Source organism: Listeria tempestatis, assembly GCF_963575625.1.
Classification (GTDB): Bacteria; Bacillota; Bacilli; order Lactobacillales; family Listeriaceae; genus Listeria; species Listeria tempestatis.
Genome location: NZ_CAUYTK010000003.1, coordinates 1 through 26835, shown reverse-complemented (window position 1 = coordinate 26835; position 26835 = coordinate 1). Strand labels below are relative to the sequence as shown.

29 protein-coding genes are annotated in these 26835 nt (G+C 38.4%); 24 read left to right on the top strand and 5 right to left on the bottom strand.

Annotated elements, in window-relative coordinates; all coding sequences use genetic code 11:
* Positions 1-6 precede the first annotated feature (6 nt).
* The gene (locus R8923_RS04995) at positions 7-690 is read right to left on the bottom strand and encodes a CPBP family intramembrane glutamic endopeptidase (protein ID WP_485871669.1); all 684 of its coding nucleotides are present in this window, start codon (positions 688-690) and stop codon (positions 7-9) included.
* A 208-nt stretch (positions 691-898) separates the two neighbouring features.
* Here R8923_RS04995 and groES point away from each other — a divergent pair, with 208 nt between their 5' ends.
* From groES to rplT, 16 genes are all read left to right on the top strand, one after another.
* The gene (gene groES, locus R8923_RS04990; RefSeq protein WP_485871668.1) at positions 899-1183 is read left to right on the top strand and encodes a co-chaperone GroES; all 285 of its coding nucleotides are present in this window, start codon (positions 899-901) and stop codon (positions 1181-1183) included.
* Between the two features lie 31 nt (positions 1184-1214).
* Positions 1215-2843, top strand: coding sequence for a chaperonin GroEL (gene groL / locus R8923_RS04985; RefSeq protein ID WP_485871667.1), 1629 nt, complete (start codon positions 1215-1217; stop codon positions 2841-2843).
* A 229-nt stretch (positions 2844-3072) separates the two neighbouring features.
* Entirely contained in the window at positions 3073-3312 is a 240-nt protein-coding gene (locus tag R8923_RS04980; RefSeq protein WP_485871666.1) for a hypothetical protein, read from the top strand.
* A 412-nt stretch (positions 3313-3724) separates the two neighbouring features.
* Complete coding sequence (licT, locus tag R8923_RS04975; RefSeq protein WP_485871665.1) at positions 3725-4567, top strand: BglG family transcription antiterminator LicT; 843 nt, start codon at positions 3725-3727, stop codon at positions 4565-4567.
* A 109-nt stretch (positions 4568-4676) separates the two neighbouring features.
* On the top strand, positions 4677-5711 hold the full coding sequence (locus R8923_RS04970; protein ID WP_485871664.1) for a 2-hydroxyacid dehydrogenase: 1035 nt from the start codon (positions 4677-4679) through the stop codon (positions 5709-5711).
* A 12-nt stretch (positions 5712-5723) separates the two neighbouring features.
* Complete coding sequence (locus R8923_RS04965; RefSeq protein ID WP_485871663.1) at positions 5724-7565, top strand: beta-glucoside-specific PTS transporter subunit IIABC; 1842 nt, start codon at positions 5724-5726, stop codon at positions 7563-7565.
* A 4-nt stretch (positions 7566-7569) separates the two neighbouring features.
* Positions 7570-8634, top strand: coding sequence for an alpha/beta hydrolase (locus R8923_RS04960; protein WP_485871662.1), 1065 nt, complete (start codon positions 7570-7572; stop codon positions 8632-8634).
* Between the two features lie 56 nt (positions 8635-8690).
* The gene (locus R8923_RS04955) at positions 8691-9089 is read left to right on the top strand and encodes a VOC family protein (RefSeq protein ID WP_485871661.1); all 399 of its coding nucleotides are present in this window, start codon (positions 8691-8693) and stop codon (positions 9087-9089) included.
* Positions 9090-9160: 71 nt separating this feature from the next.
* Positions 9161-10729 carry a PucR family transcriptional regulator gene (locus R8923_RS04950; protein WP_485871660.1) on the top strand — a complete coding sequence of 523 codons (1569 nt, stop codon included), beginning with the start codon at positions 9161-9163 and terminating at the stop codon, positions 10727-10729.
* 131 nt (positions 10730-10860) lie between these two features.
* Entirely contained in the window at positions 10861-12141 is a 1281-nt protein-coding gene (locus R8923_RS04945) for a cytosine permease (RefSeq protein WP_485871659.1), read from the top strand.
* A 17-nt stretch (positions 12142-12158) separates the two neighbouring features.
* Positions 12159-13262: an S-methyl thiohydantoin desulfurase family protein gene (locus R8923_RS04940; protein WP_485871658.1), complete on the top strand. Its 1104-nt coding sequence runs from the start codon at positions 12159-12161 to the stop codon at positions 13260-13262.
* Positions 13255-14805, top strand: a complete 1551-nt coding sequence (locus R8923_RS04935) for a hydantoinase/oxoprolinase N-terminal domain-containing protein (protein ID WP_485871657.1) — start codon at positions 13255-13257, stop codon at positions 14803-14805. Before R8923_RS04940 ends, R8923_RS04935 begins: the two co-directional genes overlap by 8 nt.
* A gap of 81 nt (positions 14806-14886) precedes the next feature.
* Entirely contained in the window at positions 14887-15198 is a 312-nt protein-coding gene (locus tag R8923_RS04930) for a DUF5713 family protein (protein WP_485871656.1), read from the top strand.
* A 320-nt stretch (positions 15199-15518) separates the two neighbouring features.
* Positions 15519-16034, top strand: coding sequence for a translation initiation factor IF-3 (infC, locus tag R8923_RS04925; protein ID WP_088810987.1), 516 nt, complete (start codon positions 15519-15521; stop codon positions 16032-16034).
* 22 nt (positions 16035-16056) lie between these two features.
* Entirely contained in the window at positions 16057-16257 is a 201-nt protein-coding gene (rpmI, locus tag R8923_RS04920; protein WP_007477029.1) for a 50S ribosomal protein L35, read from the top strand.
* A 37-nt stretch (positions 16258-16294) separates the two neighbouring features.
* Positions 16295-16654 (top strand): 50S ribosomal protein L20, encoded by a 360-nt coding sequence (gene rplT, locus R8923_RS04915; RefSeq protein ID WP_485871655.1) that lies wholly within the window; start codon positions 16295-16297, stop codon positions 16652-16654.
* Between the two features lie 37 nt (positions 16655-16691).
* Here the strand turns inward: rplT and msrA are convergent, their stop codons facing one another.
* On the bottom strand, positions 16692-17504 hold the full coding sequence (gene msrA / locus R8923_RS04910) for a peptide-methionine (S)-S-oxide reductase MsrA (RefSeq protein ID WP_485871654.1): 813 nt from the start codon (positions 17502-17504) through the stop codon (positions 16692-16694).
* Between the two features lie 165 nt (positions 17505-17669).
* On the opposite strand from msrA, the gene R8923_RS04905 reads away from it, so the two are divergent.
* The 5 genes from R8923_RS04905 (at position 17670) to R8923_RS04885 (ending at position 22135) form a co-directional block, all read left to right on the top strand.
* Complete coding sequence (locus tag R8923_RS04905; RefSeq protein WP_485871653.1) at positions 17670-18872, top strand: MFS transporter; 1203 nt, start codon at positions 17670-17672, stop codon at positions 18870-18872.
* Between the two features lie 190 nt (positions 18873-19062).
* Positions 19063-19752: a response regulator transcription factor gene (locus R8923_RS04900; RefSeq protein WP_485871652.1), complete on the top strand. Its 690-nt coding sequence runs from the start codon at positions 19063-19065 to the stop codon at positions 19750-19752.
* Positions 19749-20798 (top strand): HAMP domain-containing sensor histidine kinase, encoded by a 1050-nt coding sequence (locus tag R8923_RS04895; RefSeq protein WP_485871651.1) that lies wholly within the window; start codon positions 19749-19751, stop codon positions 20796-20798. Before R8923_RS04900 ends, R8923_RS04895 begins: the two co-directional genes overlap by 4 nt.
* A gap of 112 nt (positions 20799-20910) precedes the next feature.
* Positions 20911-21657, top strand: coding sequence for a DM13 domain-containing protein (locus tag R8923_RS04890; protein ID WP_485871650.1), 747 nt, complete (start codon positions 20911-20913; stop codon positions 21655-21657).
* Positions 21658-21676: 19 nt separating this feature from the next.
* Positions 21677-22135, top strand: coding sequence for a DoxX family protein (locus R8923_RS04885; protein ID WP_485871649.1), 459 nt, complete (start codon positions 21677-21679; stop codon positions 22133-22135).
* 15 nt (positions 22136-22150) lie between these two features.
* Here the strand turns inward: R8923_RS04885 and R8923_RS04880 are convergent, their stop codons facing one another.
* Entirely contained in the window at positions 22151-22906 is a 756-nt protein-coding gene (locus tag R8923_RS04880; RefSeq protein WP_485871648.1) for an exodeoxyribonuclease III, read from the bottom strand.
* An 87-nt stretch (positions 22907-22993) separates the two neighbouring features.
* Here R8923_RS04880 and R8923_RS04875 point away from each other — a divergent pair, with 87 nt between their 5' ends.
* On the top strand, positions 22994-23521 hold the full coding sequence (locus R8923_RS04875; protein ID WP_485871647.1) for a DUF1697 domain-containing protein: 528 nt from the start codon (positions 22994-22996) through the stop codon (positions 23519-23521).
* A gap of 27 nt (positions 23522-23548) precedes the next feature.
* Positions 23549-24775, top strand: coding sequence for a peptidase T (gene pepT, locus R8923_RS04870; RefSeq protein ID WP_485871646.1), 1227 nt, complete (start codon positions 23549-23551; stop codon positions 24773-24775).
* Positions 24776-24790: 15 nt separating this feature from the next.
* Here pepT and R8923_RS04865 read toward each other — a convergent pair whose 3' ends face one another.
* Positions 24791-25159, bottom strand: coding sequence for a hypothetical protein (locus R8923_RS04865; protein WP_485871645.1), 369 nt, complete (start codon positions 25157-25159; stop codon positions 24791-24793).
* Between the two features lie 14 nt (positions 25160-25173).
* The gene (locus tag R8923_RS04860) at positions 25174-25956 is read right to left on the bottom strand and encodes an ABC transporter ATP-binding protein (protein WP_485871644.1); all 783 of its coding nucleotides are present in this window, start codon (positions 25954-25956) and stop codon (positions 25174-25176) included.
* Positions 25957-26015: 59 nt separating this feature from the next.
* On the opposite strand from R8923_RS04860, the gene R8923_RS04855 reads away from it, so the two are divergent.
* Positions 26016-26624 (top strand): HD domain-containing protein, encoded by a 609-nt coding sequence (locus tag R8923_RS04855; protein WP_485871643.1) that lies wholly within the window; start codon positions 26016-26018, stop codon positions 26622-26624.
* The last annotated feature ends 211 nt before the right edge of the window (positions 26625-26835 follow it).

Below are 26835 nucleotides of genomic sequence, written 5' to 3'. Positions count from 1 at the left end.
TCTTTTTTACCCCCAAAAGAAAAGACTTAAAATTATAACGAAAGAATTCATTAAGATATGTGCGAACATCGGAACAATAATGCGCTTTGTTTTCGTATAAAGATAACAAAGAATAAGACCAATTAAGAAGTAGGAGAGTAAATATTGAATATCACCATGTAAGAGCGCAAAAACAAGCGAACTAATAACCGCGGCAACATGAATATTTATGATGTTAGAAAGACCACCATACAGCACTTTACGAAACACTAGTTCCTCTAAAATCGGACCAAGGATACTAATGAAAATGAGGAAGATGGGCGCTGTTTTCGAGTAGCCTAAAAGTTCTGCTGTATTTTCAGAACCACTAGGTAGACCAGCAAAAATGGTAATAACAAACACCGCCACATACTGAGCAACTAGTAAAATGAAGAAACCACCTATTGCAAAAAGGATGCTACTTGAAGGTTTTGCTTTTTGTCCAGTAGCAATTTTATTAAATTCAGGTTGATTTCGGAGCGTCAGCCAAATAATACAAAGTGAAGCGATGTTTGCAAGAATACTCCAGATTACAACAGAGAGATTTGCAATTTCAGTATTTGATGCTTGGCTAAATAAATGTAAAATGGTTGCAACAAGAGGTACACCTAAAATACCAGAAAATAGTAGAATAAAATAACTTACAATAATGATGATATATCGTTTTGCCAAAAAACCGCTTCCTTCCATGAAACTTATCGTTTCGTTTCAATTCTGTTCTATTGTACTAAGAAATAGGCATTCGTTGCAAATAAGAAAGAAAAAATTTAATAAAAATGAGCCCTTTATACTTGCTTTTTTAACCTATTTTGACTAATATAAGAATTGTGTTAGCACTCGAGTGTATAGAGTGCTAAAAAGATTCAAGGAGGTTATGGAATTGTTAAAACCATTAGGAGATCGCGTTATTATTGAAGTTGTAGAGGCTGAAGAAAAAACAGCGAGCGGGATTGTTTTACCAGATTCAGCAAAAGAAAAGCCGCAAGAAGGTAAAGTTATTGCAGTAGGCTCTGGTCGAGTTCTTGATAACGGTGCAAAAGATGCGCTAGAAGTTGAAACAGGCGACCACATTATTTTCTCCAAGTACTCTGGAACGGAAGTAACCTTTGAAGGAAAAGACTTGTTGATTATCCGCGAAAGTGACATTTTAGCAGTAATTAAATAGAATTTTTGAATTAAAATGGAGGTATTGACTTATGGCAAAAGATATTAAATTTAGTGAAGACGCTCGTCGCGCAATGTTACGCGGCGTTGACCAATTAGCAAACGCAGTAAAAGTAACGCTTGGTCCAAAAGGACGTAACGTTGTCCTTGAGAAAAAATTTGGGTCGCCTTTAATTACAAATGATGGTGTTACGATTGCTAAAGAAATCGAATTAGAAGATGCTTTTGAAAACATGGGGGCTAAACTTGTATCGGAAGTGGCATCTAAAACAAATGATGTAGCCGGTGATGGAACAACGACAGCAACGGTTCTAGCCCAAGCGATGATTCAAGAGGGGCTTAAAAATGTAACAGCTGGTGCCAATCCTGTTGGTATCCGCCGCGGAATTGAAAAGGCTGTTGTAACAGCTATCGAAGAACTTAAATCTATTTCAAAACCAATCGAAGGAAAAGATTCTATTGCACAAGTTGCTGCTATCTCATCTGGTGATGAGGAAGTTGGGAAATTGATTGCTGAGGCGATGGAACGAGTTGGTAATGACGGCGTGATTACAATTGAAGAATCAAAAGGCTTTGCAACTGAACTTGATGTTGTGGAGGGTATGCAGTTTGACCGCGGATATACTAGTCCATATATGGTCACTGATTCTGACAAAATGGAAGCAGTACTTGAAAAACCTTATATTTTAATTACAGATAAAAAAATCTCGAATATCCAAGAAATTTTACCTATTTTAGAACAAGTCGTTCAACAAGGTCGTCCGCTCCTTATCATTGCTGAAGATGTTGATGGTGAAGCACAAGCTACCCTTGTATTAAATAAACTTCGTGGAACATTTAATGTAGTAGCTGTAAAAGCACCTGGCTTTGGTGACCGTCGTAAAGCAATGCTTGAAGATATTAGTATTTTAACGGGTGCCCAAGTCATTACAGAAGATTTAGGTCTTGAACTTAAATCAACAACGATGGAACAACTTGGAACTGCTCAAAAAGTTGTCGTAACAAAAGACGATACGACAATTGTTGAAGGTGCCGGGGACTCTGATCAAATTGCAGCACGTGTAAATCAAATCCGTGCGCAAATGGAAGAAACAACTTCAGAGTTTGATAAAGAAAAACTTCAAGAGCGCTTAGCTAAATTAGCTGGTGGTGTGGCTGTCATTAAAGTTGGCGCAGCTACTGAAACAGAATTAAAAGAGCGTAAACTTCGTATTGAAGATGCATTAAACTCTACACGTGCAGCTGTTGAAGAAGGTATCGTATCTGGTGGTGGAACGGCTCTTGTAAATGTCTACAATAAAGTAGCTGCAATTGAAGCTACGGGTGACGAAGCAACAGGTGTGAAAATTGTTCTTCGCTCACTTGAAGAACCAGTTCGTCAAATTGCACACAATGCAGGTTTAGAAGGCTCTGTCATTGTAGAGCGTCTAAAAGGTGAGAAAGTTGGCGTTGGTTTCAATGCAGCAAATGGAGAATGGGTCAACATGATTGAAGCAGGTATCGTAGATCCAACAAAAGTAACACGTTCTGCGCTTCAAAATGCTTCTTCTGTTGCAGCACTACTTCTTACAACTGAAGCAGTAGTTGCTGACCAACCAGAAGAAAATGCTCCTGCTGTGCCTGATATGGGCGGCATGGGTGGAATGGGCGGTATGATGTAACAAGGCAAACGTGTTAGTTAGCTCCTACCCAAATCTACGAAGAGATCTCTATTTTTAGAGGTCTCTTTTTTTATTAGCAGAAAAAGAGTCCTTGAAATTCTTATTTCCTCCAGTTAAAATGAATTTAATACTATAGAAGGAGAAAACAATCATGGAAAAAAGATTTACTTGAAATAAAAGCTAGTCCATTCACTCTAAATAAAAGTTAAAATAGGAGGAGTGAACGGAAATGACGATTATGAAAACAGACTTATTAATTTTCGGATGGAAGATTCAATTAGAGAATGATTTAAAACTTTACCAAAGTACGGAAGATATTTATTTGGTTGTAGACGCAGATGATGATGTGTTGCTAAAATTCAGCTGTGCGGAAAAAGAAGTTTCACTTATTCGAACTGATTGGAATAACTTTGTTCGTATCACAGCGGATAAAGAAATTATTTTAACCAAAAGAAGTTGTAACGAATAAAAAGCTCAGCTTGTAGAAAAACTCGAAGTATACAAAAAGCAAAACGTTCCACACAAAAAAAAGACTGCTGGCAAATGATGAAATCCGAGTACCGAGGATTGTTGTTTGTCAGCAGTCTGAAGCCAGCAGCAACTAGCTAAAGTTAGGGAGTTAAAAGGTTACAAGTTCAAAGCTTGTAACCTTATTTTAACGTAATTTTGTAAAGCGAATATAAATGATTGATTGATTTTTAGTAAAGAAATACTTATTAAAAATCATCTTGTAATCGCTTACTATTTATGATACACTATAATAAATTAATGGATTGTGACTGGTAAAGCAGGCAAGACCCGTATTATTACATACTGTTTATTAGAAATGCAGTGTGTCAACTAATACGGGTTTTATTTCGTGCAAAAGGAGATTTTTACAGATGCTAATCACAAAAATTCTAAATAACAATGTTGTTTTTTCAGTCAACCAAACGAAAGAAGAAGTCATCGTCACAGGTCTTGGCGTGGGCTTTAATCGGAAAGTTGGCGATGTGATTCCAACAGAAAAGATTGAAAAAATTTTTACAACTGACAATGATCCATCGAATAAGCAACTTATTCAGCTTCTGGAAGAAATACCATTCGATTATTTTTCTTTGGCAGATGATATTATTTGCTACACAGAGAAAGAACTCGGAAAATCATTAAATAAGATTATTTATGTTACGTTAACTGATCATATTCATTACGCTGTATCCCGTTTTAAACAAGGCATCTTTTTTGAAAATCGGTTGCTTTGGGAAATAAAAAAATTTTATCCAGAAGAATTTGCAATCGCAAAAGTATGTTTGAAACGTATTAATGAACATGCAGCGGTTGATTTACCTGAAGACGAAGCAGGTTTCATGGCACTACACATTGTAAATGCTTGTAATGGTTATAAATCCGTTGATGAAACAATGCAAGTAACTATTTTAATCCAAGATGTACTAAACATCATTCGCTATCATTTCGGACTTAGTTTTGATGAGGAATCATTAGATTATAGGCGTTTAATTGTTCATCTTCGTTTTTTCACAATGAGAATGTTTGAAGCGACACCTAAAAAAGTACTTGAAACTGATAAATGGCTTTATAACCGAATTATTTATGACATGCCAAAAGCGTACGCTTGCACACGAAAAATTGACGATTATTTAAACAAACAATATAGCTACCAACTAGGAAAGGATGAAATCGTTTTTTTAACAGCTCATATTGAGCGATTAGTACAAAAAAATTAAGAGATTGTGACTGGTAAAGCAGGCAACACTCAGGAAATGAAAGTGGGATTCTCCATTTTGATTACTTGAGTGTTGCTTGCTTTTTTACTAAAAGAAAGGGTGTTAAACAGTGAAAATTTTATGTGTGTGTGATGCAAATGAACCTTATGAAGTAATGAAACGTTTTAAAAACTTGGAGGAGCTTGGTGCGGAAGTGACCTTTGTAAACGATAGTAGCTTAAGCGAAATTGAACGAATCACTGACCGTATGCTTTTATTAGAACAAAAAGGAGTGGAGGAAGCCCCGACTTGCCAAGAACTTATTGAAAATTGTGCAGATAAAGATATTATTATCGTCCACTGTGCTGCCATTAATCAAGAGGTGATCAATAAGGCTAAAAATGTAAAACTGTTTGCCATTTTACGTGGTGGTACTGAAAATGCGGATAAAGCATATTTGGAAAAAATGGGAATTCCGCTTATCCATTCACCCTGGCGGAGCGCGAACGCTGTAGCCGATTTTACAGTCGGGATGATGCTTGCTGAAAATAAAAATATCGCTAGAAGCCATGCTGCGATTAAAGCTGGGTTATGGCGTAAAGATTTTATGAATCAAACGTATATCCATGATTTAAGAAATTGCCGGGTAGGCTTAATCGGTTTTGGCTATATTGGAGCCCGCGTTGCAGAACGCCTTAGAGGTTTTGGGTGTGAAATTGTTATTTTTGATCCCATGGTGCCAGATGAAGTCATCCAAAAAGAAGGTTATATACCAGTTTCCGAAAAAGAACTTCTTGCGACTTCAGATTTTGTGTCCATGCATCTGCGCCTTGTTCCAGCGACAACCCACTACATGGGCAAAGAAAAATTTGCACAGATGAAAAAGGAAGCTTACTTCATTAATACTGCCCGTTCAGGACTAGTCGACACCAAAGCGCTCATAGAAGCACTACAAGAGGAAACAATTGGTGGCGCAGCAATTGATGTTTATGACGTGGAGCCACTCCCTCAGGATTCGCCGCTTCTTAAGTTAGATAATATTACATTAACATCACATTTAGCAGGCTTTTCAGCTGACACGGTATTTAATTCGGTGGAAATTTGTTATGAAGATATTGTGAACTATTTGGAAAATAAACCACTAAACAACATTTGTAAAAACTAGGAGGAGAAAAAAATGGGTATCAATACAAAAGAATTAGCAAAGCAAATTTTTGAACTAGTTGGCGGTAAAGAAAATATCGTCACCTATACACATTGTGCAACCAGATTGCGCTTTTCACTTGTAGATCACAAAGCAGCACAAAAAAAAGAATTGGAAAATTTATCTGGCATCACAGCGGTTATCGAAAGTGGCGGCCAATTTCAAGTCGTTATTGGACCACAAGTTTTAGAAGTCTACCAAGAATTGCAAAAAATTCTGCCATTATCTGATGATGTTAAAATAAAACGACAGAAGAAAGGCGTTATCACAGGGCTAATCGATATTTTATCAAGCGTTTTTACCCCAATCATTTATGTATTAGCTGCTTCTGGTATGTTAAAAGGGATATTGGCATTACTTGTTATGTTGAACTGGCTACAGCCAACAGATGGTACGTATTTAGTTTGGAGTGCAGCAGCTGACGCCGTCTTTTATTTCTTACCAGTTGTACTTTCAATGACAGCCGCTAAAAAGTTTGGCGCCAATCAATATGTCGCCGTTTTAATTGGTCTAACCTTACTTTATCCAAGCATTACAGCGATTAAAGAAGCAGGGGAAGCATTATCCTTCTTTAATATCCCGATTACGGTTGCAACATTTTCTGGCTCTGTTTTCCCAGCCATTTTTGCAGTAGCACTACTTGCTTGGCTAGAAAAAGGATTGAATAAAATCTTACCAAGCATGGTGAGAAACTTTTTAACACCAATGTTTTCCTTGATGATTTTAGTGCCTATCACACTTATGCTATTTGGTCCAGCAAGCGCATGGCTTAGCGAAGGTCTTAATACACTCTATACAGCACTTTATGGCTTTAGCGCAGGACTTGCAGGCGCATTTGTCGGATTCTTCTTCCAAATTATTACAATGCTTGGACTTCACTGGGGGCTTCTACCTATTACGTTTGCCAATTTGGAAGCCACAGGGTTTGATACATTTGGAGCATTTGTCGCACCAACAATCGTCGCACAAGGCGGCGCTGCATTGGGAGTATTCCTAAAAACAAGAAATCGCAAACTAAAAGAAATTGCTTCCGCCGCTTCAATCATTTCATTTTTCGGTATTTCAGAAGCATCCATGTACGGGACGAATATTCGGTTTAAAAGACCATTCTTTATTGCGCTTGCTACGAGTTCAGTTGGCGCAATGGTCATCGGTTTTGCTGGCAGTGGCGGTATTGCCTTTGCAATTCCAAGCATCATGTCACTACCCATCTTTATGACGAAAAACTTTACCATTTTCTTACTCGCGTATTTCGGCTCCTTTGCTGTAGCGGCCATCTTAACGTATTTATTCGGCTTTAGTGATAAAATGCTCGAAGAAGAATTGGAAGAAAAGCAAGAAAAAACAAATGAATCATTCATTAAATCGCCTGTTGAAGGCGTAGTCGTACCACTTTCTGAACTGCCAGACCAAGCGTTTGCAACTGGCGCAGTAGGTCGTGGTGTGGCCATTCAAGCGACTAAAGGTCAAGTTTACGCGCCGTGTAACGGAAAAGTCACTTCATTGTTTGATTCAGGGCATGCTATTGGGATTACGGCGACGGACGGAAAAGAAATTCTTATTCACATTGGCATCGACACAGTCAAACTTAAGGGCGATTATTTTGAACCAAAAGTTGCAGTTGACGAAGAAGTGGAAGCAGGCGACTTATTGGTCAAATTCGATGCTGAAAAAGTTCGGGATGCTGGATTCCGTGATGAAGTGATTGTTGTGATAACGAATTTAACGGAGCACGAGGAAGTCGCTATTTTAGAAAAAGAGCATGTTCATGTGGGCACTCCTTTGCTTGATATTTATTTGGAGAAAGAAGGTTAAAAAGGTGGACTATAAAGAATGTTTAAAACGATTACGTGAAAGTTCGGAGCTATGTGGTGACTTTCGTCTTAAAAAAATTCCAGAAGGTGTTCGCGGTCTCGAACCGCGAACGCTTCTGCGCATGGAAAATGATATCAAAGAGAAACGCCCAAAGTTATTCGATAAGGATGCGGCTTCACTAACGCCTGCGGAACTTAGAAAACGCGTAGGAACGTATCAGACAAGCTATAACGCACGCCAAAAAATTACGATAACGGATACTCAACTTTTGGCAAATGGGAAAGAAATATTTGTCAGACGCTACACGCCGGAAAAGAAAGTAGCTGATGCAGGAATTATTTTCTTTTTCCACGGAGGCGGATTCTTCTCAGGCGCAGCGAGGTTGATGGAAAAGCCATGTCAGGCACTAGCAGATTATAGCGATATGGAGGTCGTGTCGGTAGAATACGGATTGGCACCAGAAAATCCATACCCAGAAGGCCTTTTGGACTGCTACTCTGTGGTTCGCACCATTTTTCTAGATCAAGAGAACTGGCAGTTTAACCGGGAAAAGCTATTTGTTGCAGGTGATTCAGCGGGTGGCTGCTTAGCAATTGCCACAAGCCTTTTGGATGAAAAGCTAGGTACGGGAATGGTTAAAGGTATTATGACGGTATACCCGACCGTTAATCGGGAAATTAACCCAATTGATTTTGCAAAACGCATTCATGAGTACGCCGTAATTCCAGAACAAAAAGCCCATATTGAAAAATACTTCACCAATTTTATCGGCACAAATGAACAAGTGACAAATTGGTATGTGCCAAGCGGTACGGATAGTAAAAACGAATTTATTTCGCCGCTTTTAGCTCCTTCACTACGGAAATTGCCAGCCATTTTTATGGCAGTAGCTGAATTTGATCCGCTTCGAATGGAGGAGGAAGACTTTGCTGCAAGACTGAAAACGGAAAACGTGCCTGTCACACTTCTGCGTTATGACGGCATGATACACGGTTTTATGGACAAATTAGGTTTATTCCCACAAGCAGAAGATGTCATCCGGGAAATGGCAGAATTTACAAAAAGGTAGCTTGCAACGCCATTTTGAAGTATGATAGAGAAAAATGGAGCAAGCGAGGTGCTTTCATGAAACAAATTATTCCTTATTTCACGATGAACAATTGCGCAGAAGCTGTTTCTTTCTATCAAAGTGTATTTGGAGGCGAAATTCTTCATGAGTCTTACGGAAAAGATGTACCCGGATTCGAACTGTTTCCGGATAAACTTATCCACGCCGAACTGCATATTGCTGAAAACCTTATTCTTTTTTTCAACGATTTGCAGCTTGGAAAGATGACTCACGGAAACACACTGATTACCGGGTTAGAGTGCAATTCAAACGAAGAACTCCTCCGTTATATGGAAATGCTTCAAATTGGTGGACGCGTTGAAATGGAAGTCGCAAACACGTTTTGGGGAGCTACACACGCCAAAGTGGAAGACAAGTTCGGTTACATGTGGGAATTAAATTATACACATGTTTAATGTAATGCTCTCTTTTCTTCGTAAAAGAGAGCTTATTTCATTTTTATTTAATGAGGAGGGTGGCATAAAAAATGAGTATTAAGTTGGAAGAATTGCTTAAATTACCATCACTACGGGAAGCAAAGGTGGTTGCGGGGAAGACGGGATTGAAGAAATTAGTCTCTTCCGTATCCGTTTTAGAAAATACGGATGTTGAAATTTTGGAAGATGCTTTATTTGATAATGATGAATTTTATGGTAGTGAAATTGTGATTTCTGCGTTTATCAACATAAAAGATAACATCGACGCACAATGTAGTATGATAGAAAGGTTACATAGCGCTGGTGAAGTAGCATTAATTCTCTATTATGTCGGTATTTTTATGCCAAAAGTAGATGAAAGATTAATCCGATTAGCTAATAAACTGGATTTCACGCTCATCGTTATGCCTGAAAATGAAATGACACTCCGTTATAGCGAGGTTATTTATGAAGTTGTAGAAGCTATTGTAAAACAAGAAATGCGCGTTACTCATTTTGCGAGTGAGCTTCTTGAACAAATTTCAAATTTGCCAAACAATCAGCGAAATATTGACACCATGCTAAAAATTTTAACAGACCGCACGCGTTCTTCGGTCGTTTTAACTGATAATGCAGGCGGAATTGTGCATGCCGTTACTTGGCCACGAATTAATACGATTCGTTTAGACAAAGTCATTCAGCTCCCAATTCAAGAGAAAATCGAGCAACATGAGCAACTATTCATCACGAAACGACCGCTTTTGCAAGAAGGCGTCAAGATGTTACAACTTTTTCTAATTAAAGAAAATGAAGCTTTAACAGAGGAGCTCGCCGCACAAATGACAGAAGTTGTTCAAGTTTTTATGAATCTGTGGGGTGAAAAATATAGCGAGATTAGCACATCTGAACTTGTGAAAGCTATTTTGAATAATGAGAGCGTTAAAATGCGCCGTTTAGCAAAAATATTAGGCATTGATGTGGCTAGCATTCAAACCATGTGGCTTATCGAAGCACGAAATGCACAGGCGAATGAACAGGCGCTACAAAAAATTCAATCATATTTTTCCTCGCATTTTCAAGTTTCACTTGTCGATTTTCATGATGATTTCATTGTGGCCTTAATGGATAATAGTTTAACGCAAGGAGAGTCTAGTGAACTCGCAGAACATTTACTTAAGGAACTTGACATCCAAATTATCATTTGTGGTGGACAGGAAAATACAACAGATGTGCAACAAAGTTATGCGACTGTCTCAAGCTATTTTTCTGCCGCGAAAATCATTTACCCACTGAAAACCATTTTTTCTATCCAAGAAGTGATGTTTGCAGCCGAATGTTATGAAATCATGAATAGAGGGGAAAGAGCTATTTCCGAGCAACTTAAATCAGTTCAGCCTCTTCTTAAAATGCAACATCATGGTAAGGAATTGCTACAAACATTGGGTGTTTTCTTACTTGATACTGAAAATAATATGAATAAAGCAGCAGACATTTTATTTCTCCATAAAAACACCATCAAATACCGATTAGCAAGGTTGCATGAAATTTTGCAATATCCGGTTACAAAACTTCCAGAAAGCTATAATTTATACACATCTGTTGCGATTTGGCGCTTACTTCAAGAAATGAACCAAACGTAAAACGCGCACTGAATAAGTTTTCGTTGTTCAATTTAACAATGAAAGCTTATTTTATTTTGTATTTTTAACAATTACAACAGTATAACGTTTCTATATAATGAAAATATTAAAAAAATTGGAGGTACAAAATCATGACAAACAAGAATTTAGAACAGGCTCAGTCATGGGGAAGTTTAGCTTTTGTATGGACTGGCGCAATGATCTGTGTACCTGCCCTCTTGGTAGGTGGAACGCTAATTGGAGGTATGCCTTTCTGGGAGGCGATTTTAACCGCGTGTGTTGGTTATGGAATTATCGTATTATTTATGATTTTCCAAGGGATTCAAGGGAGTGATTTGAAACTTCCAACCGTGAAAGCGGCTGCGCAAGTTTTTGGAGAACAAGGGTCTAAAAAAATTATATCTATTATTTTAGCAATCGCCTGTCTCGGATGGTTCGGAATTCAAGCCAATGTTTGTGGCGTTGCCTTTTCTGGATTTTTAGCAGTGTATGGTATTCAGTTTCCAGTTTGGCTTTCATCACTTGTCTGGGGAATTATCATGCTCTTGTCTGCTTTATACGGAATACGAATTTTGAATATTTTAAATTATGTTGCGGTTCCGATTCTATTAATCGTTTGTATATATGCGCTAATCACATCCCTACAAAGCGGAGGATTCGCTCAAATTACAAACTACACGCCGAAGACGACATTACCGTTTTTATCTGGTTTATCTGTAACAGTAGGTTCATTTGCGCTAGGTGCAGTGATTGCCGGAGATTATGCGCAGTACACAAAAGGACGCGGAAATATTGTCAAAGCAGCTATTAGCGGAATACTACCATCTGGAATTTTAATGATAGGTGTAGGAGCCATCCTTACTATAACTTCAGGAACAGCCGATATTACATCTGTTTTTAACGAACTAGGTATGCCAGTTTTAGGTGTTATCGCACTCATTCTGGCCGCATGGACAACCAATGCCGTCAACGCTTTTTCTGGCGGGATAGCGATTGTAAACGTCTTTAACATTTCTAAAAAACGCGAAAAAGTAGCTGTCGCCATTGCAGGTGGAATAGGGACACTCTTAGCGGTTTTCGGTATTTTAAATTATTTTATCCCGATTATGTCCGTACTTTCTGCGATGGTACCACCAGTTGCAGGCGTTATGATTGCATCTTACTGGATTGTTCTAAAAGGCGATCCAAACAAATGGCAACTTGTAGAAGGGGTTAACTGGTTAGGCGTTGTTGCATGGTCTGCGGGTGCTATTTTTGCAGCACTCCCAGTTATTTTCTCCTTTTTCCCTGAAACTTTGCCGCAACTACCAAATCAACCGTTAATCGGTATCGTTATCTCACTAGCCCTTTATCTTATTGGACAAAAGCTAGTTGGAAATACCGCCCGAGGAAGCGTAAAGAAAAATTATTAAGCGTTGGAGGAATGATGATGCGTTATTTAGACGAACAAGCAATTGAAGATATAGCAGTAGGTGCTGCTTTTTTAGGAACAGGCGGGGGCGGAGACCCCTACATCGGGAAAATGATGGCCTTATCTGCAATCAAAAAATACGGGCCAGTCCAGCTTTTATCAACAGAAGAAGTGGAAGAGGAAGATTTCTTCATTCCTGCTGCAATGATGGGAGCACCTTCTGTCTTGATTGAAAAATTTCCAAAAGGCGACGAATTTACTCGTGTGTTTCAAAAGTTAGGCCGCTATTTAGGTCGTGACGTAAAAGGAACGTTTCCAATGGAAGCAGGCGGAGTCAATTCAATGATTCCAATTGTGGTAGCCGCCCAGCTAGGATTGCCGCTAATCGATTGTGACGGAATGGGAAGAGCTTTTCCAGAACTCCAAATGGTGACATTTCATTTGCATGATATCCCTTCTACACCAATGGCCATCACGGATGAAAAAGGAAACATTGGTATCATGGAAACGATTGATAATAAATGGACGGAGCGTTTAGCACGTGTTTCAACTGTTGAAATGGGGGCCAGTTCATTAGTCAGCATTTATCCGTGTACAGGAGGTCAGCTTAAAAAAGCTAGCGTCAAAAATATTGTGACACTTTCTGAGAAAATTGGCCAAATTATTCGCTCCAACCAACAAGACGAGCAGGTGAAACTAAACGAGCTTTTAAAAGCAACGGGAGGATTTCATTTATTTGATGGTAAGATTGTTGACGTCGAACGTGGCACCTCAGGCGGGTTTAATCGCGGTTGTGTGACGATTGAAGGCCTACATGCATATGCAAACAGTCAAGTGAAAATCTTTTTCCAAAATGAAAACTTAGTAGCTGAGATGGACGGCAAGCCAATTGCATTAACCCCTGATTTGATTTGCCTAGTTGATTTAGAAACGTTAAATCCAGTTACAACGGAAGGACTAAAATACGGAAAACGAGTGCGTACATTAGCGCTTCCTTGCGATTTACAGTGGCGTACAGAAAAAGGCATCGAAACTGTTGGACCGCGTTATTTTGGCTACGACTATCCATATACGCCTGTCGAAGAACTTGCTGGAAAGGTAGGGAAACTTAATCATGTATAAAATAGGAATTGATGTTGGCGGAACAAATACCGATGCCGTCATTTTAGATGAAAACTTAAATTTAATTCACAGTGTCAAAATCCCAACAAGTGAAGACATTGAAACAGGCATTGCACGTGCGCTAAAGCAAGTTTTAGCAGATACAGGTATCGATCGCAAATTGGTTACCCATGCTATGCTTGGCACGACCCAATGTACGAACGCCATCGTAGAACGTAAAAAGCTAGCCAAAGTGGGCGTCTTACGTCTAGGTTACCCTGCGACAGCCTCTGTTCTTCCTTATACGGCATGGCCAGAAGATATGATTGCCACTCTTTCAGGCACATATGCACTCGCACAAGGTGGTTATGAATATGATGGAAGTGAACTTTCTGCATTCAAAGAAGCTGAAATTCGAGAAGTCTTTAAAAAATGGCAAAATGAAGTGGAATCTATTGCCGTTGTTGGCGTTTTCTCGTCACTTAAAAATGATCAGGAAGAGATGGTCGCTGAACTAGCAAAAGAAGTACTAGGTGATGCCATTCCTGTCTCAATATCCTCCTCCATTGGCTCGGTTGGCTTAATCGAACGAGAAAATGCCACCATATTAAATGCGGCTCTCATGAAAGTGATGGCTTTAACTTCAAATGGGTTTGAAAAAGCACTACAACAAGAAGGGGTGGAGGAAGCGGCCATTTACCTTTGCCAAAATGACGGGACGCTAATGTCGCTTGATTACGCTCGCCAGTTTCCCATTTTGACAATTGCATGTGGGCCGACAAATAGTATCCGCGGGGCAGCCTATCTTGCTGGTCTTGAGAATGCAATGGTGCTTGATGTTGGTGGCACAACTTCGGATATTGGTGTACTTGCTGGTGGTTTTCCTCGTGAGTCTTCGTTAGCTGTTGATGTCGGAGGTGTACGTACTAATTTTAGAATGCCAGACATTATTTCCATTGGTCTTGGTGGAGGCAGCATCGTTCGTGAAGTAAACGGTGAAGTGACAGTCGGACCTGACAGTGTGGGTTATCAAATTACGGAAAAGGCCCTTGTATTTGGTGGCAGCGAACTAACAGCAACAGATATTGCTGTACGACTAGGAAAAGTTGAAATTGGGGATAAAAAGCTAGTCGCGCATATTAGCCAGGAATTTGCGGAAAAAGCTTACGCAAAAATGGCTGAGATGACGGAAGATGCAATTGATAAAATGAAGACAAACTCGGGCGATGTGACACTTATTCTTGTTGGTGGAGGCAGTGTTATTATTCCTGAACAATTAGATGGCGTTGCCAAAATCATTCGCGACCCAAACGGTGCCGTAGCAAACGCAATTGGTGCCTCAATTTCACAAATCAGCGGTCAATATGAGCAAATTTACATTTACGCCAAACAGCCGCGTGAAGAGGCGCTCCAAGATGCGGAAAGTAAAGCACGTGCACAAGCAACTTTAGCAGGAGCAATTCAGGATACCATTGAAATTGTGGAGATAGATGAAATTCCACTCGCCTATCATCCAGATAATGCAAATCGCTTAAGAATAAAAGTTGTTGGAAATTTAGTATAATAGGGTTATATAAATGGGGAAAGAATCTTTCTTTCCTTTTTACTGAATAAAATGACTAAAGTAGGAAATGAGGTTTTAGATTTGGCTAACCGATATTTAGCAGGCATGTATGAAGATGATTATTTTCCGGATTTTTTAGTGGAGAAGATTGAGATGGCGATTATCGAAGTGGCAGAGTTTCTTGAAAAAGGTCAATATACTGACGAAGTCATTCAAAATAAGCTGGATGAAATGACTGTTAAAATTAACAAAATTCAAGAAGAGTTTTGGGCGCATGATAGTGAAATAGAAACATTTGCACGTGAGGAAATTGCTGATTCAGTTGATCATTTACTTGACCAGCACAAGATTCAAATTGATCTTGAAGATGCCTTGAGAAATAGAGATTGGTAGATACGCAATGCTAGAACCGATTTAGAAAGTGAGAGAGGTGACTATACAAAAAAGAGATCAAACTAGGTTGACAATACCTTTTCATCTATGCTATAGTTACTAAGGTTATAAAACAAGAAAGAAGAAGCAACCCGCTTCTCGCCTCGTTAACAAATGTTCTCAGGCAAAAAGTTCAATTTTCCGTTGCGCCAGTATTGGTGTGACTTTGAATCGGCGGGTTTGCAGTTTGCAGACTCGCTTTTTGTATGTCTGCCACTGGTAGACGCATGATTTGCTCTTTTCTGACTTGTTGTACCAATAAACTACGGAGGTGGCTCGCCATTAGCAAAGACATGTTGGTAAATGATGGGATTCGTGCACGTGAAGTGAGATTGATCGATCAACACGGTGAACAATTGGGTGTAAAAAGTAAATTTGACGCACTTGGTATTGCTGAGGCGGCTAATCTTGATCTTGTGCTTGTTGCGCCAAACGCGAAACCGCCAGTTGCTCGTATTATGGACTACGGTAAATTCCGTTTTGAACAGCAAAAGAAAGAAAAAGAAGCCCGCAAAAACCAAAAAGTCATCGTGTTAAAAGAAGTGCGACTCAGCCCAACGATTGATGAGCATGATTTCAATACGAAGCTGCGTAATGCACGTAAATTCCTTGAAAAAGGCGATAAAGTAAAATGCTCTATCCGCTTTAAAGGTCGTGCAATCACCCACAAAGAAATCGGTCAAAAGGTGCTTGACCGTTTTGCAGACGAGTGTAAGGATGTAAGCACTGTCGAGCAAAAAGCGAAAATGGACGGACGTTCAATGTTCTTAGTCCTAGCACCACTTCAAGAAAAGTAAAAGTTTTGAGGAGGAAAAATTCATGCCAAAAATGAAGACTCACCGCGGTTCCGCTAAACGTTTCAAAAGAACAGGATCTGGAAAATTAAAACGCAGACATGGTTTTACTAGCCATATGTTTGCTAACAAATCTCAAAAACAAAAACGTAAACTGCGTAAAGCGGCAATGGTATCAGCTGGCGATTTCAAACGTATTCGCCAAATGGTCGCTAAAATGAAATAATAAAAAATAATTTTCTAAATTCTAGGAGGTAGACAATATGCCACGCGTAAAAGGCGGAACAGTAACTCGCAAACGTCGTAAAAAGGTCATTAAATTAGCCAAAGGATATTATGGCTCTAAACATACACTATTTAAAGTAGCTAACCAAGCGGTAATGAAATCTTACCAATATGCTTATCGTGATCGTCGTCAAAAGAAACGTGATTTCCGTAAATTATGGATTGCTCGTATTAACGCAGCAGCACGTCTAAACGACTTATCATATAGCAAATTAATGCACGGCTTAAAACTAGCTGGTATCGATATTAACCGTAAAATGCTTGCTGATTTAGCTGTAAACGATGCACAAGCTTTCGCATCACTCGCAGATGCAGCGAAAAAAGAACTTGCGAAATAAACAAATAAAAGCGACTTGACATGTATCAGGTCGCTTTTTATTTTTGCTGAAAATGACGCAGCTTCATTTGTAAATGCTGAAGAAATAAAAACTGCCTGCGAACCCGCTTGATTTTCCGGTAACGTTTCGGATTCTTTTTATAAAACTGTTGATGAAAATTTTCAGCCGGCCAAAAAGTGCTAGCCGGTTCAATTGCTGTTACAATCTGACGTTTAAACACTTTTGAGTTAACGAGCTCTTCCTTATAGCGTTCCGCTGTTTGGCGCTGCTCATCATCCAATGTGAAAATGACTGGGCGGTACTGACTGCCGCGGTCACTCATTTGTCCAAATGCATCAGTTGGATCAGTCAACTGGAAATAAAGCGCCACAAGCTCCAAGTAACTTATAATTTGTGGATTAAAAATAATTTCCACCGCTTCGACATGCCCCGTGTAACCACCAAGAACTTGTTCATAAGTTGGATGCTCCACATGTCCTCCCGTGTAGCCTGATAAGACAGAAATAATTCCCGCTTTCATCTCGAACGGCTCCACCATACACCAGAAACAGCCACCTGCAAAGATAGCACGTTCTTGCCCAGCTTTTTTTGCATGTAACGTGAAATCAAAAGGCGTAGACTCGTCTCCTGTTATTTTTAAATAGAAGTCGGTAACATCAGGTGTTAAATTATTTCGTAGTGCAAGGGGACGCAATTCGGCTTCAAGCTTTGAAAGCTCATTTTGAAAATTAGCCCCATCTTCTAGCCTATTTTTCATTTTTAAAAAAAAGGAACGTTCAAATTCGCGTGTACCAGGATTTAAAATTAAATTATATAAATCATTTAACAGCTCGGTTTGATTCTCTTTCATTTGTACCATCCTCCAATAAACCTATTAATAATGTGTAGTTTATACAATTTTAATGTCCATTTAATCAAAAGTTACACACCGTTGTCACAAGTGGAGCATTTTTTTATTATATAATAAAGGTGTTATGAATCGAAGTATTTATGCTTAATCAAAGGGGTAATTCAAATGAACAAAGTGAAAGAAAAACAGTCGTTAATTATTTTGCTCGTTCTATTCATTGGCTACACAAGTGTGTATGTGGATAAATTTACAATTGGAATCTCGCTTGTCCCCATTGCACAAGATTTAGGATTTGACCCAAGTCAAAAAGGCTTAATTTTAAGCGCTTTCTTTTTGGGATATACGCTTTTTCAAATTCCCATGGGTTACTTAAATAATCGAATCGGCGCAAGACCAGTACTCGCGATGTCCATCATTCTTGTTGGACTATTTTTAGCCATCTTCGGCTTCGGTTATTCACTACTTTTTCTAATTATTGTTCGTTTTTTAGCAGGGTCACTCGGTCACTCGGGTTATCCTCCTTCGGTCAGCAATTATATTTCACTACACTTTCCTTTAAATAAAAGGGGATTCGCACAGTCGGCCATGCTCGCTTCTTCTGGCTTTGCAGCGTTCATTGGACCATTACTAATTGCACCGCTACTTGTATCGATTGGTTGGCGATACACGTATTATGTTATGGGGGCAATTGTCGTCTTAATTGGACTTTGTATTTTTCTTGTTGTTCCAAAATCAACGAAAGAAGAAAGACTTTCTAATAAAGAAAAAAATAAAGTCCCTTTTTCAGAACTACTACGCGATAAACAACTGTGGATTTTATTGTTATCTGCTTTCTTTATTAATGCTGCTAACTATGGATTAACAAGCTGGCTTGCTTCTTATTTAAATGAGGCAAGAGGTCTTTCCATCAGCAAAGTAAGTTACATTAGTTCCCTAGCTGGGCTATGTATTCTTATTGCTGGGATTTTAGGTGGTTATTTCATCAGTCGTTTCTTTATTGGAAAAGAGAAGCTAGTTATTTTTTCTTTTAGTATACTAGGGGCACTTAGTGTTTATGGTGTTTACTTATCCAAACAATTAATATTATCGATAATTTGTTTATGTCTAGCTAATATTTTTCTTATCGTAGCGTTCACCACTTTAATGGGTTTACCGCACAAACTATTTAAGCAAAGCCACATTGCAACTAAATATGCAGCCATCAATTCAGGGGGCGTTTTAGGCGGTTTTTTTGCCCCAATGGTTATCGGCGATTTAGTAGCCGCAACAAACTCTTATCAAACGGCTTTTCTCTTTATGGCAGCTACATTCTTAATCTCTGGAGCTATTGCCCTAGGAGTAAAAAAACCGAATAATCCAGCTAATTAAACTTGCTCTTATCAATTTGAGTCTAGCCAATCGGATTTTGAGATTGGCCTAGACTCACTTTTTATTTAGAAAATTAAAGTTAAGAAATTCCTAATAATTAGATAAGTTATAAAAAATTTTTTCGGAGTATGTTAGGTATAATAAAGATTTTCCGAATATCGGTATCTAAACGCAAATGGAGGAGATGAAATTGAAAACAATTTTATTAATAGATGACGAAGAAACGATAGTCGATGTGTGCCGTCGGTATTTAGAAAATGAAGGATTTCAAGTTTTGACAGCTGGAGATGGTCTAGAAGCTTTACAAATAATAGAAAAAGAGCAAGTGCATTTAATGATTGTAGATGTCATGATGCCTAAAATGGATGGTCATCATTTCATCAAAGAAGTACAACAACGCAATAAAGATATTCCCTTTATCTATTTAACAGCACTAACACAAGAGATGGAGCGCTTATACGGTCTCACACTTGGAGCAGACGATTACATGTCGAAACCTTTTAGCCCGAGAGAACTAGTTTTACGTGTGAAAAACATTTTCCGAAGAACACATCTTGATAAAAAACTGGACCAATTAAATTACGGACCACTTTTTTTAGATAAAAATAAACGAGAAATACTTGTTGATGGAAAGACAGTAGATTTAACAATTAAAGAATTTGATTTGTTATGGCTTCTTGCCAGTGAAAATAAACGCGTTTTTTCAAAATCAGAGCTGTTAGAACGTGTTTGGGGGTACGAATATGATGGCGATGCCAATACCATCAATGTTCATATTTTTCATTTACGAGAAAAGCTACAGGTGAATGACGATACACCCGTGTTTATAAAGACAGTATGGGGGTTAGGCTATAAGTTTGAAATGGAGCTGATAAAATGAAACTGCGAACGCTTATTTTGTTATCCTACGGAATTGGCGTTATTTTAGTAACGCTTATTTTAGGTTTTAGTGCCTATAAAATGATTTTTAAAACAAGTTTGGTTATCTTTACGATATGTATTACTCTAGGTGCAAGCATTCTTGCCTTCACTATTAATTACATTTTGCTTTTACCCATGTTTAAAGCAATCGATAAATTGAGTAGAGAAAGTAGAGAGATAGCACAGGGGAAATTTTCTGGGAAAGTAGAAGTATCGGGGTCACTTGAAACGCGGATGTTGGCGGAAGATTTTAATGAAATGTCAGCAAGACTAGGTGAAATGTTTCAAAAAACTAAAGATGGAGAACGAGAACGAAATGAGTTAATTGCCAATTTGTCACATGACATAAAAACGCCAATTGCTTCCATTCGTTCTTTTTCCGAAGCGCTCTTAGATGGTGTCCTTGTTGAGGAAAGAGAAAAACAACAATACTTAAGAACGATTCAGCGTGAAACAGTACGACTTGGCGACCTAGTCAACGAATTAATGGAACTTTCTGCTATTGAAAAAGTAGAATCAAATATCAATATCGTTCGAATTTGGATTGATCAATTATTACTTGATGTTTTACAAATGTTCGATGTTCAGTTAAAACGAGAAGATAGGGAGCTATGTGTTCAAATTGAACCTGATTGTAAATTTATTTATGCCAATCCGAACTTTATTGTTCGAATTCTATGTAATTTAATTGAGAATGCTTTGAAATTTTCAGAAGTAGGTACCAACATTGAAATCACTGTGAAACGAGAAAAGAAAAAAATGTTTTTTCTAGTAAAAGACTACGGTATCGGGATTTCATTGGAAGAACAAAAACGGATTTTCGAACGACTATACCGAGTTGAAAAATCGCGTAATTTAGCTCATGGCGGTTCTGGTCTAGGCCTTCACATTGCCAGCAATTTAGCACAACTAAGCGAAGGAGAGCTTAGTGTGAGTAGCTCCCCAAATAATGGCAGTACATTTGTTTTAGAAGTTCCAATAAATGAGACCTATATGATATCGTAAATTCCCTTTTTGAAAATTTAAGAAATACGTAAGAATCTTATAAATTTTAGCTTATTTTTAATTGTTATGATAACAATGTAGAAAATAAGAAAACGTAGAGAGGGGAATAAAAATGAAAGTAAAAGTAGGTTTATTAACAATAGCGTTAGGTGCTACATTGGCATTAGCGGCATGTGGAAGCGGGGATTCAGAAAGTAAAGATAAAGCAATGAATGAAGAAAAAACCTCAATGTCTGCCCAGAATGAAAAAATTTCTAGTATGGCTATGTTAAGTGGAACGGGGAAACATCAAGTTAGTGGTAAAGCAATGATTAAAGACAATAAATTGACGCTAACTGATTTTTCAACAGATGAAGGTCCTGATTTGCATGTTTATTTAACAAAAGGTGATGATGTGAAAAATGGACTTGAAATTAGTGCAATTGACTTAAAAGACAAGACACAAACATTTGACATTCCTGATAAAGATATTTCAAAGTATGATACAGTTATGATTTATTGCGAAAAAGCGCATGAAATATTTGGGCAAGGTATGCTTTCAGATAAACAAGATGCAAATGATGTTGCTATGATGAAAGGTGATTTTGAAGGTGTCGGAAAACATATGGTTAGTGGAATGGTTACTGTCTCAAATAGTGATTTAGAACTCTCTAATTTTAAAACCGATGAAGGTCCTGATTTGCATGTTTACTTAACAAAAAGTGGGAATATCGATAGCGGAAAAGAAGTTTCTGATATTGATTTGAAAGCAACGGAGCAAACTTTTTCATTAGGTGGAATTGAAACAGCGGATTACGACACTGTAGTAATCTACTGTGAAAAAGCTCACGAAGCATTTGGACAAGCGAAGCTAAGCTAAAAATACAGGAGTGAGAAAAATGCTGATTATAAAAAAAGGTGCCAGTATTTTATTTCCGATTATTCGAATACTTCTTGGTATCAGCTGGTTTCATCAAGGGTGGTTTAAATTACAAGCTAATTTTGATATTTCTGGATTAGTTCCGAGTGTGCTAATGAATACAGACTCGCCAGATTGGTATAAAGCATTTATGGAGCATATTGTTGGTCCTAACACCGGACTATTTAACATTCTAATTCCTTGGGGAGAACTTTTAGTAGGTCTCGGGCTTATTACAGGCATACTAACATGGGCAGCCTTAATTTCAGGAATTTTTATGGGTATCAACTACTGGCTAGCAGACATGATTTATATTTACCCTACCCAATTAGCTGTCGCTGTCTTACTTATTCTAGCCATTAATCAAACAAATCATTTTAGCATTTCAAATCTGTATGATTATTACCGCCATAAAAAAAGTGAAGAGAATCAAATTTGATTCTCTTCACTTTTTTTATAAGTTAATCTCTAGCTCAACAGGACAATGATCGGACCCGAGCACATCCGCATGAATTTTCGCATCAACAAGCTTTTCTTCTAAACGGCTCGACACAACAAAATAGTCAATCCGCCACCCCGTGTTACGCGCCCGAGCGTTCATGCGATATGACCACCAAGAATAGGCACTTTCTTTTTCGGGATAAAAATAGCGAAATGTATCGGTGAAACCAGCCGAAAGTAGCGCCGTAAATTTTGCGCGCTCTTCATCTGTAAACCCAGCATTCTTCCGATTAGTTTTCGGATTCTTCAAATCAATTTCGCGATGTGCAACGTTTAAATCCCCACAAAAGATAACGGGCTTTTCTTGGTCCAAACTTTTAATATAGTTTAAGAAAGCGTCTTCAAAAGTCATACGATAGGCAAGTCGTGCAAGTTCAGGTTGCGAATTCGGCGTATAGATGGTAATAAAAAAGAAATTTTCAAACTCAAGCGTAATGACGCGGCCCTCCTGGTCATGCTCCTTTGCCCCAATGCCATAAAATACGTTTAGCGGTTCTTGTTTCGTAAAAATCGCCGTACCCGAATAGCCTTTTTTGACGGCATAATTCCAGTAGTCATGGTAGCCAGTTAAATCAAGTTCAATTTGGCCTTCTTGTAGCTTTGTTTCCTGCAAACAAAAAATATCCGCATCAACCTCATGAAAATAATCCATAAACCCTTTTTTGACAGCCGCACGCAAACCATTTACATTCCAAGAAATCAATTTCAAAAAAATCACCCTCCAAGTCTTTTTTTCATTATACCGCACAAAGCTTTTAAGATATAATAAAATAGCGAATTATAAAGGAGGATTAAAATGAGATTTGTTGTACTTCTACGCGCCGTAAATGTTGGCGGACACAATAAAGTAAAGATGGCAGAATTAAGACAGAGCTTACAGGAAGAGGGCTTTTTAAACGTTTTGACGTATATTCAAAGCGGTAACCTCATTTTAAACGCCCCTTTTAAAAGACCAGAAGTGCGCGCAAAAATAGAGAAGCATCTAACAACACATTACGCTATAAAAAACCCAATTGTCGTTGTGTTAGATGAAGAAACTTATCGTTTGACGCTAGCTAAAAATCCATTTCAAACGATTTTAGAATCGGAACGTTTAATGATTTTCTTTCATAATGGACAGTTGGAAAACGCCCAAATTGAAACGGCAGACGCAAGTTATGTAGCGTGCGGTGCAGCCATTTTTGTTAAAATGTACACCACAAAAGTCCATGAAGTTAAGACGGATAAGGTTATCAAAAATTGGACGGAAGAAGCCGTTACAGGGCGTAATTTAAATACGAGTGAAAAGTTGTTAGATCTGCTAGAAAAGCCTATAATAGAGTAGACAATGAATTGAAGGAAGTGTAGAAAAATGAAAGAAGAACTAATTCGGCGCTTTACGACGTATGTAAAAGTGGATACGCAGTCAAATGAGGAAAGTACGACTTGTCCGACGACAAAAGGGCAACTTGAGCTTGGTCGCATTCTTGTGGAGGAGCTAAAAGAGATTGGCATGTCAGATGTTACTGTCGATGAAAATGGTTACGTCATGGCAACTTTGCCCGCAAATACGGATAAAGATGTGCCAGTAATTGGTTTTTTAGCACATCTTGACACGGCTACGGACTTTACAGGGAAAGATGTGAAGCCCATGGTGCATGAAAATTACGATGGTGGAGATCTTATTTTGAATAAAGAGATAACACTTTCACCGAAACAATTCCCAGAACTGGCAACTTACAAAGGTCAAACGCTCATTACAACAGACGGCACGACGCTACTTGGTGCAGATGATAAATCAGGCATTACAGAAATTATGGTAGCGATGAATTATCTTTTAAAACATCCCGAACTAAAACATGGTAAAATTCGCGTGGCATTTACGCCAGATGAAGAAATCGGACGCGGTCCGGCCCTTTTTGATGTGGAAGCATTCGGTGCAAATTATGCGTATACAATGGACGGCGGACCGCGCGGACAACTTGAGTACGAAAGTTTCAATGCTGCTTCCGCAAAAATTACCTTTAAAGGGAATAGCGTTCATACAGGAACAGCGAAAAACAAAATGGTTAACGCAACAAAGATGGCGATGGAGTTTGACGCACAGCTTCCACAAAAAGAAGTACCAGAACAAACAGAAGGCTATAAAGGTTTCTTTCACTTGATGACTTTAAACAGCGAGGTAGAGCAAGCAAAAAGCGCATACCTCATCCGTGACTTCGATCATTTAAAATTTGTGGAACGAAAAACGAAAATAGCAGAAATCGTTTCTTCTATGCAGGAAAAATATGGGAAAGACAAAATTATCTTGGAATTAAATGACCAATACTACAACATGCGTGAGAAAATCGAACCCGTAAAAGAAATCGTCGATATTGCGTTTGATGCGATGAAAAATTTAGAAATTGAACCACTTATCGAACCGATTCGCGGCGGAACAGACGGTTCTCAACTTTCTTTTAAAGGGTTGCCCACACCGAATATTTTTGCTGGCGGAGAAAACATGCATGGTAAGTTTGAATATGTATCCGTTCAAAATATGGAACTTGCAACAAAAGTAATTGTTGAAATTGTGCAGCTATTCGAAGAGCGCGCATAAAAAAACATCGCGAAATTAAAATTTCGCGATGTTTTTTTTTCGTTCGTGAACAGTGTGCGTAAATCGTCTAGCGTCTTCCTGTTCCACAATCATGCTATATGTATGCCCATCTGAGGTAGAGAGTTCTACTTTTGGACTCATTGCAAGCAAACTCACTTTTTTCGTGCAGTGGGCAATTTCCGAATAGATAAACGTGCGATTTAAATAGTACGCATCATTTTCCGAAAAAAAAGTAACGCCCTTGGCATTTGCAATCCACAGCCCATCTAAATTTGCCTGTTCATCTTCAATTGTAAATAAAAAGTTACCATAAATAGGCACACTTCCTGGTTCAATCAAGCCATGCGAAATGGCATTTGCGATTGTATTTTTATAGGCTAACATTAAATTCGCCTCCCTTAACCATTATAGCTTTCCTGCGGATAAATCGCTATTCGATTGTTTGCAACTTTAAATGTGTCAATCGGATGTTCATAAAACTTTTCCATATTTTCTAAAGAAAGCATGGTTGTTGTATCGCCTTTTGCAAAAATTTCGCCATCTTTCAATAGAACGGTTTTATTGAAGTGTGGTAAAATTTCTTCTGTATGATGCGTAACGAAAAGGATAGTTTTATCACTTGCTGCGACTTTTTCAACTTGATAAAGCAATTTTTCGCGCGCAAATAAATCAAGCCCGCTACAGGGTTCATCTAAAATAAGCAATTTAGGGTTTGCCATCAGTGCGCGGGCGATGAGAACTAGTTGACGTTCGCCTTGCGAGAGTGTCGCATAAACCTTACCAATAAGCGAACCGCCGTGCGCTTCCTGAAGTATCTCTTTCGCCTGATTCATATCCGCTTTTGTAAACGGTTGATAAAGTCCAATACTCGCATATTTTCCGCTAAGGACAATTTGCTCTGCTGTTTCGTATTCCTTTAGTTGATATTGTAAAGCACTACTCACCCAGCCAATTGATTTTCGCAGTTCAGGTAAGGAAGTCTTCCCAAACCACTGCCCAAGTACTTGCATTTGCCCGCTACTTGGCCAAATATAACCATTCAAAAGTTTAAGAAGCGTTGTTTTTCCAGCACCATTTAAACCGAGCATCGCCCATTTTTCGCCAGCATGCACAGTCCAATTAATATTTTTAACAATCTCTTTTTCTTCCCGAACAAAAGTCACTTGTTGAAATTCGAACATTTATATCACCTCAATTTTTATTTTACACAATTATCTGAAAAAAGAAAGGGGATAATAAAATGAATATAATAGAAGAAGCGAAATTTTGGATGCAAGAAAAATTCGAAGCTGACCACACTGGTCATGACTTTGAGCACATTATGCGTGTCTATGAAACTGCAAAACACCTACAACAAAAGGAAGGCGGGGACACACTCATCATCGAACTTGCTGCCCTTTTTCACGATTATCCTGATGAAAAATTAACAACGAACCCCACTTTGGCTAAAGCTGAGCTAAGCGATTGGATGAAGAAATCTGGCTTAGATCCTGACACCGTGAAAAAAATCATCCGCGCAGTCGAATCTGTTTCCTATAAACAAGGTAAAAATTCCATTTTGGCTGAAACGCTTGAAGAAAAAATTGTGCAAGATGCCGACCGTCTTGATGCCCTTGGCGCAATTGGGATCATCCGAGCATTTACTTATGGCGGCGCGAAATCCCGCCCGCCTCTCGATTATCATCTCGAAAACCAAAACACCACTCTGGCACACTTTTTTGATAAGCTACTACTATTAAAAGATAAGATGCACACCAAAACCGCGATAAAGTCTGCTGAAAAACGACACACCTACATGCTAAAATTCCTTTTAGAACTACAAAATGAAAAAGTCATCGAAATCAAGTAGTTTTTCCTTGAATTATTTCAATAATTATTATATACTTAAAAAGCTCAAAAAAAGAGGTTCATAAAAATAAAATTTTTATTGACGTAGCAACTAAATCATGATATGATAATTAAGTTGTCTCGAAAAGAGCAATGTGACCTTTGAAAACTGAACAAAACGAAGATGAAAAAGCGATGAAACAGATGTTTCACCAATCAATTCATAGGACAGG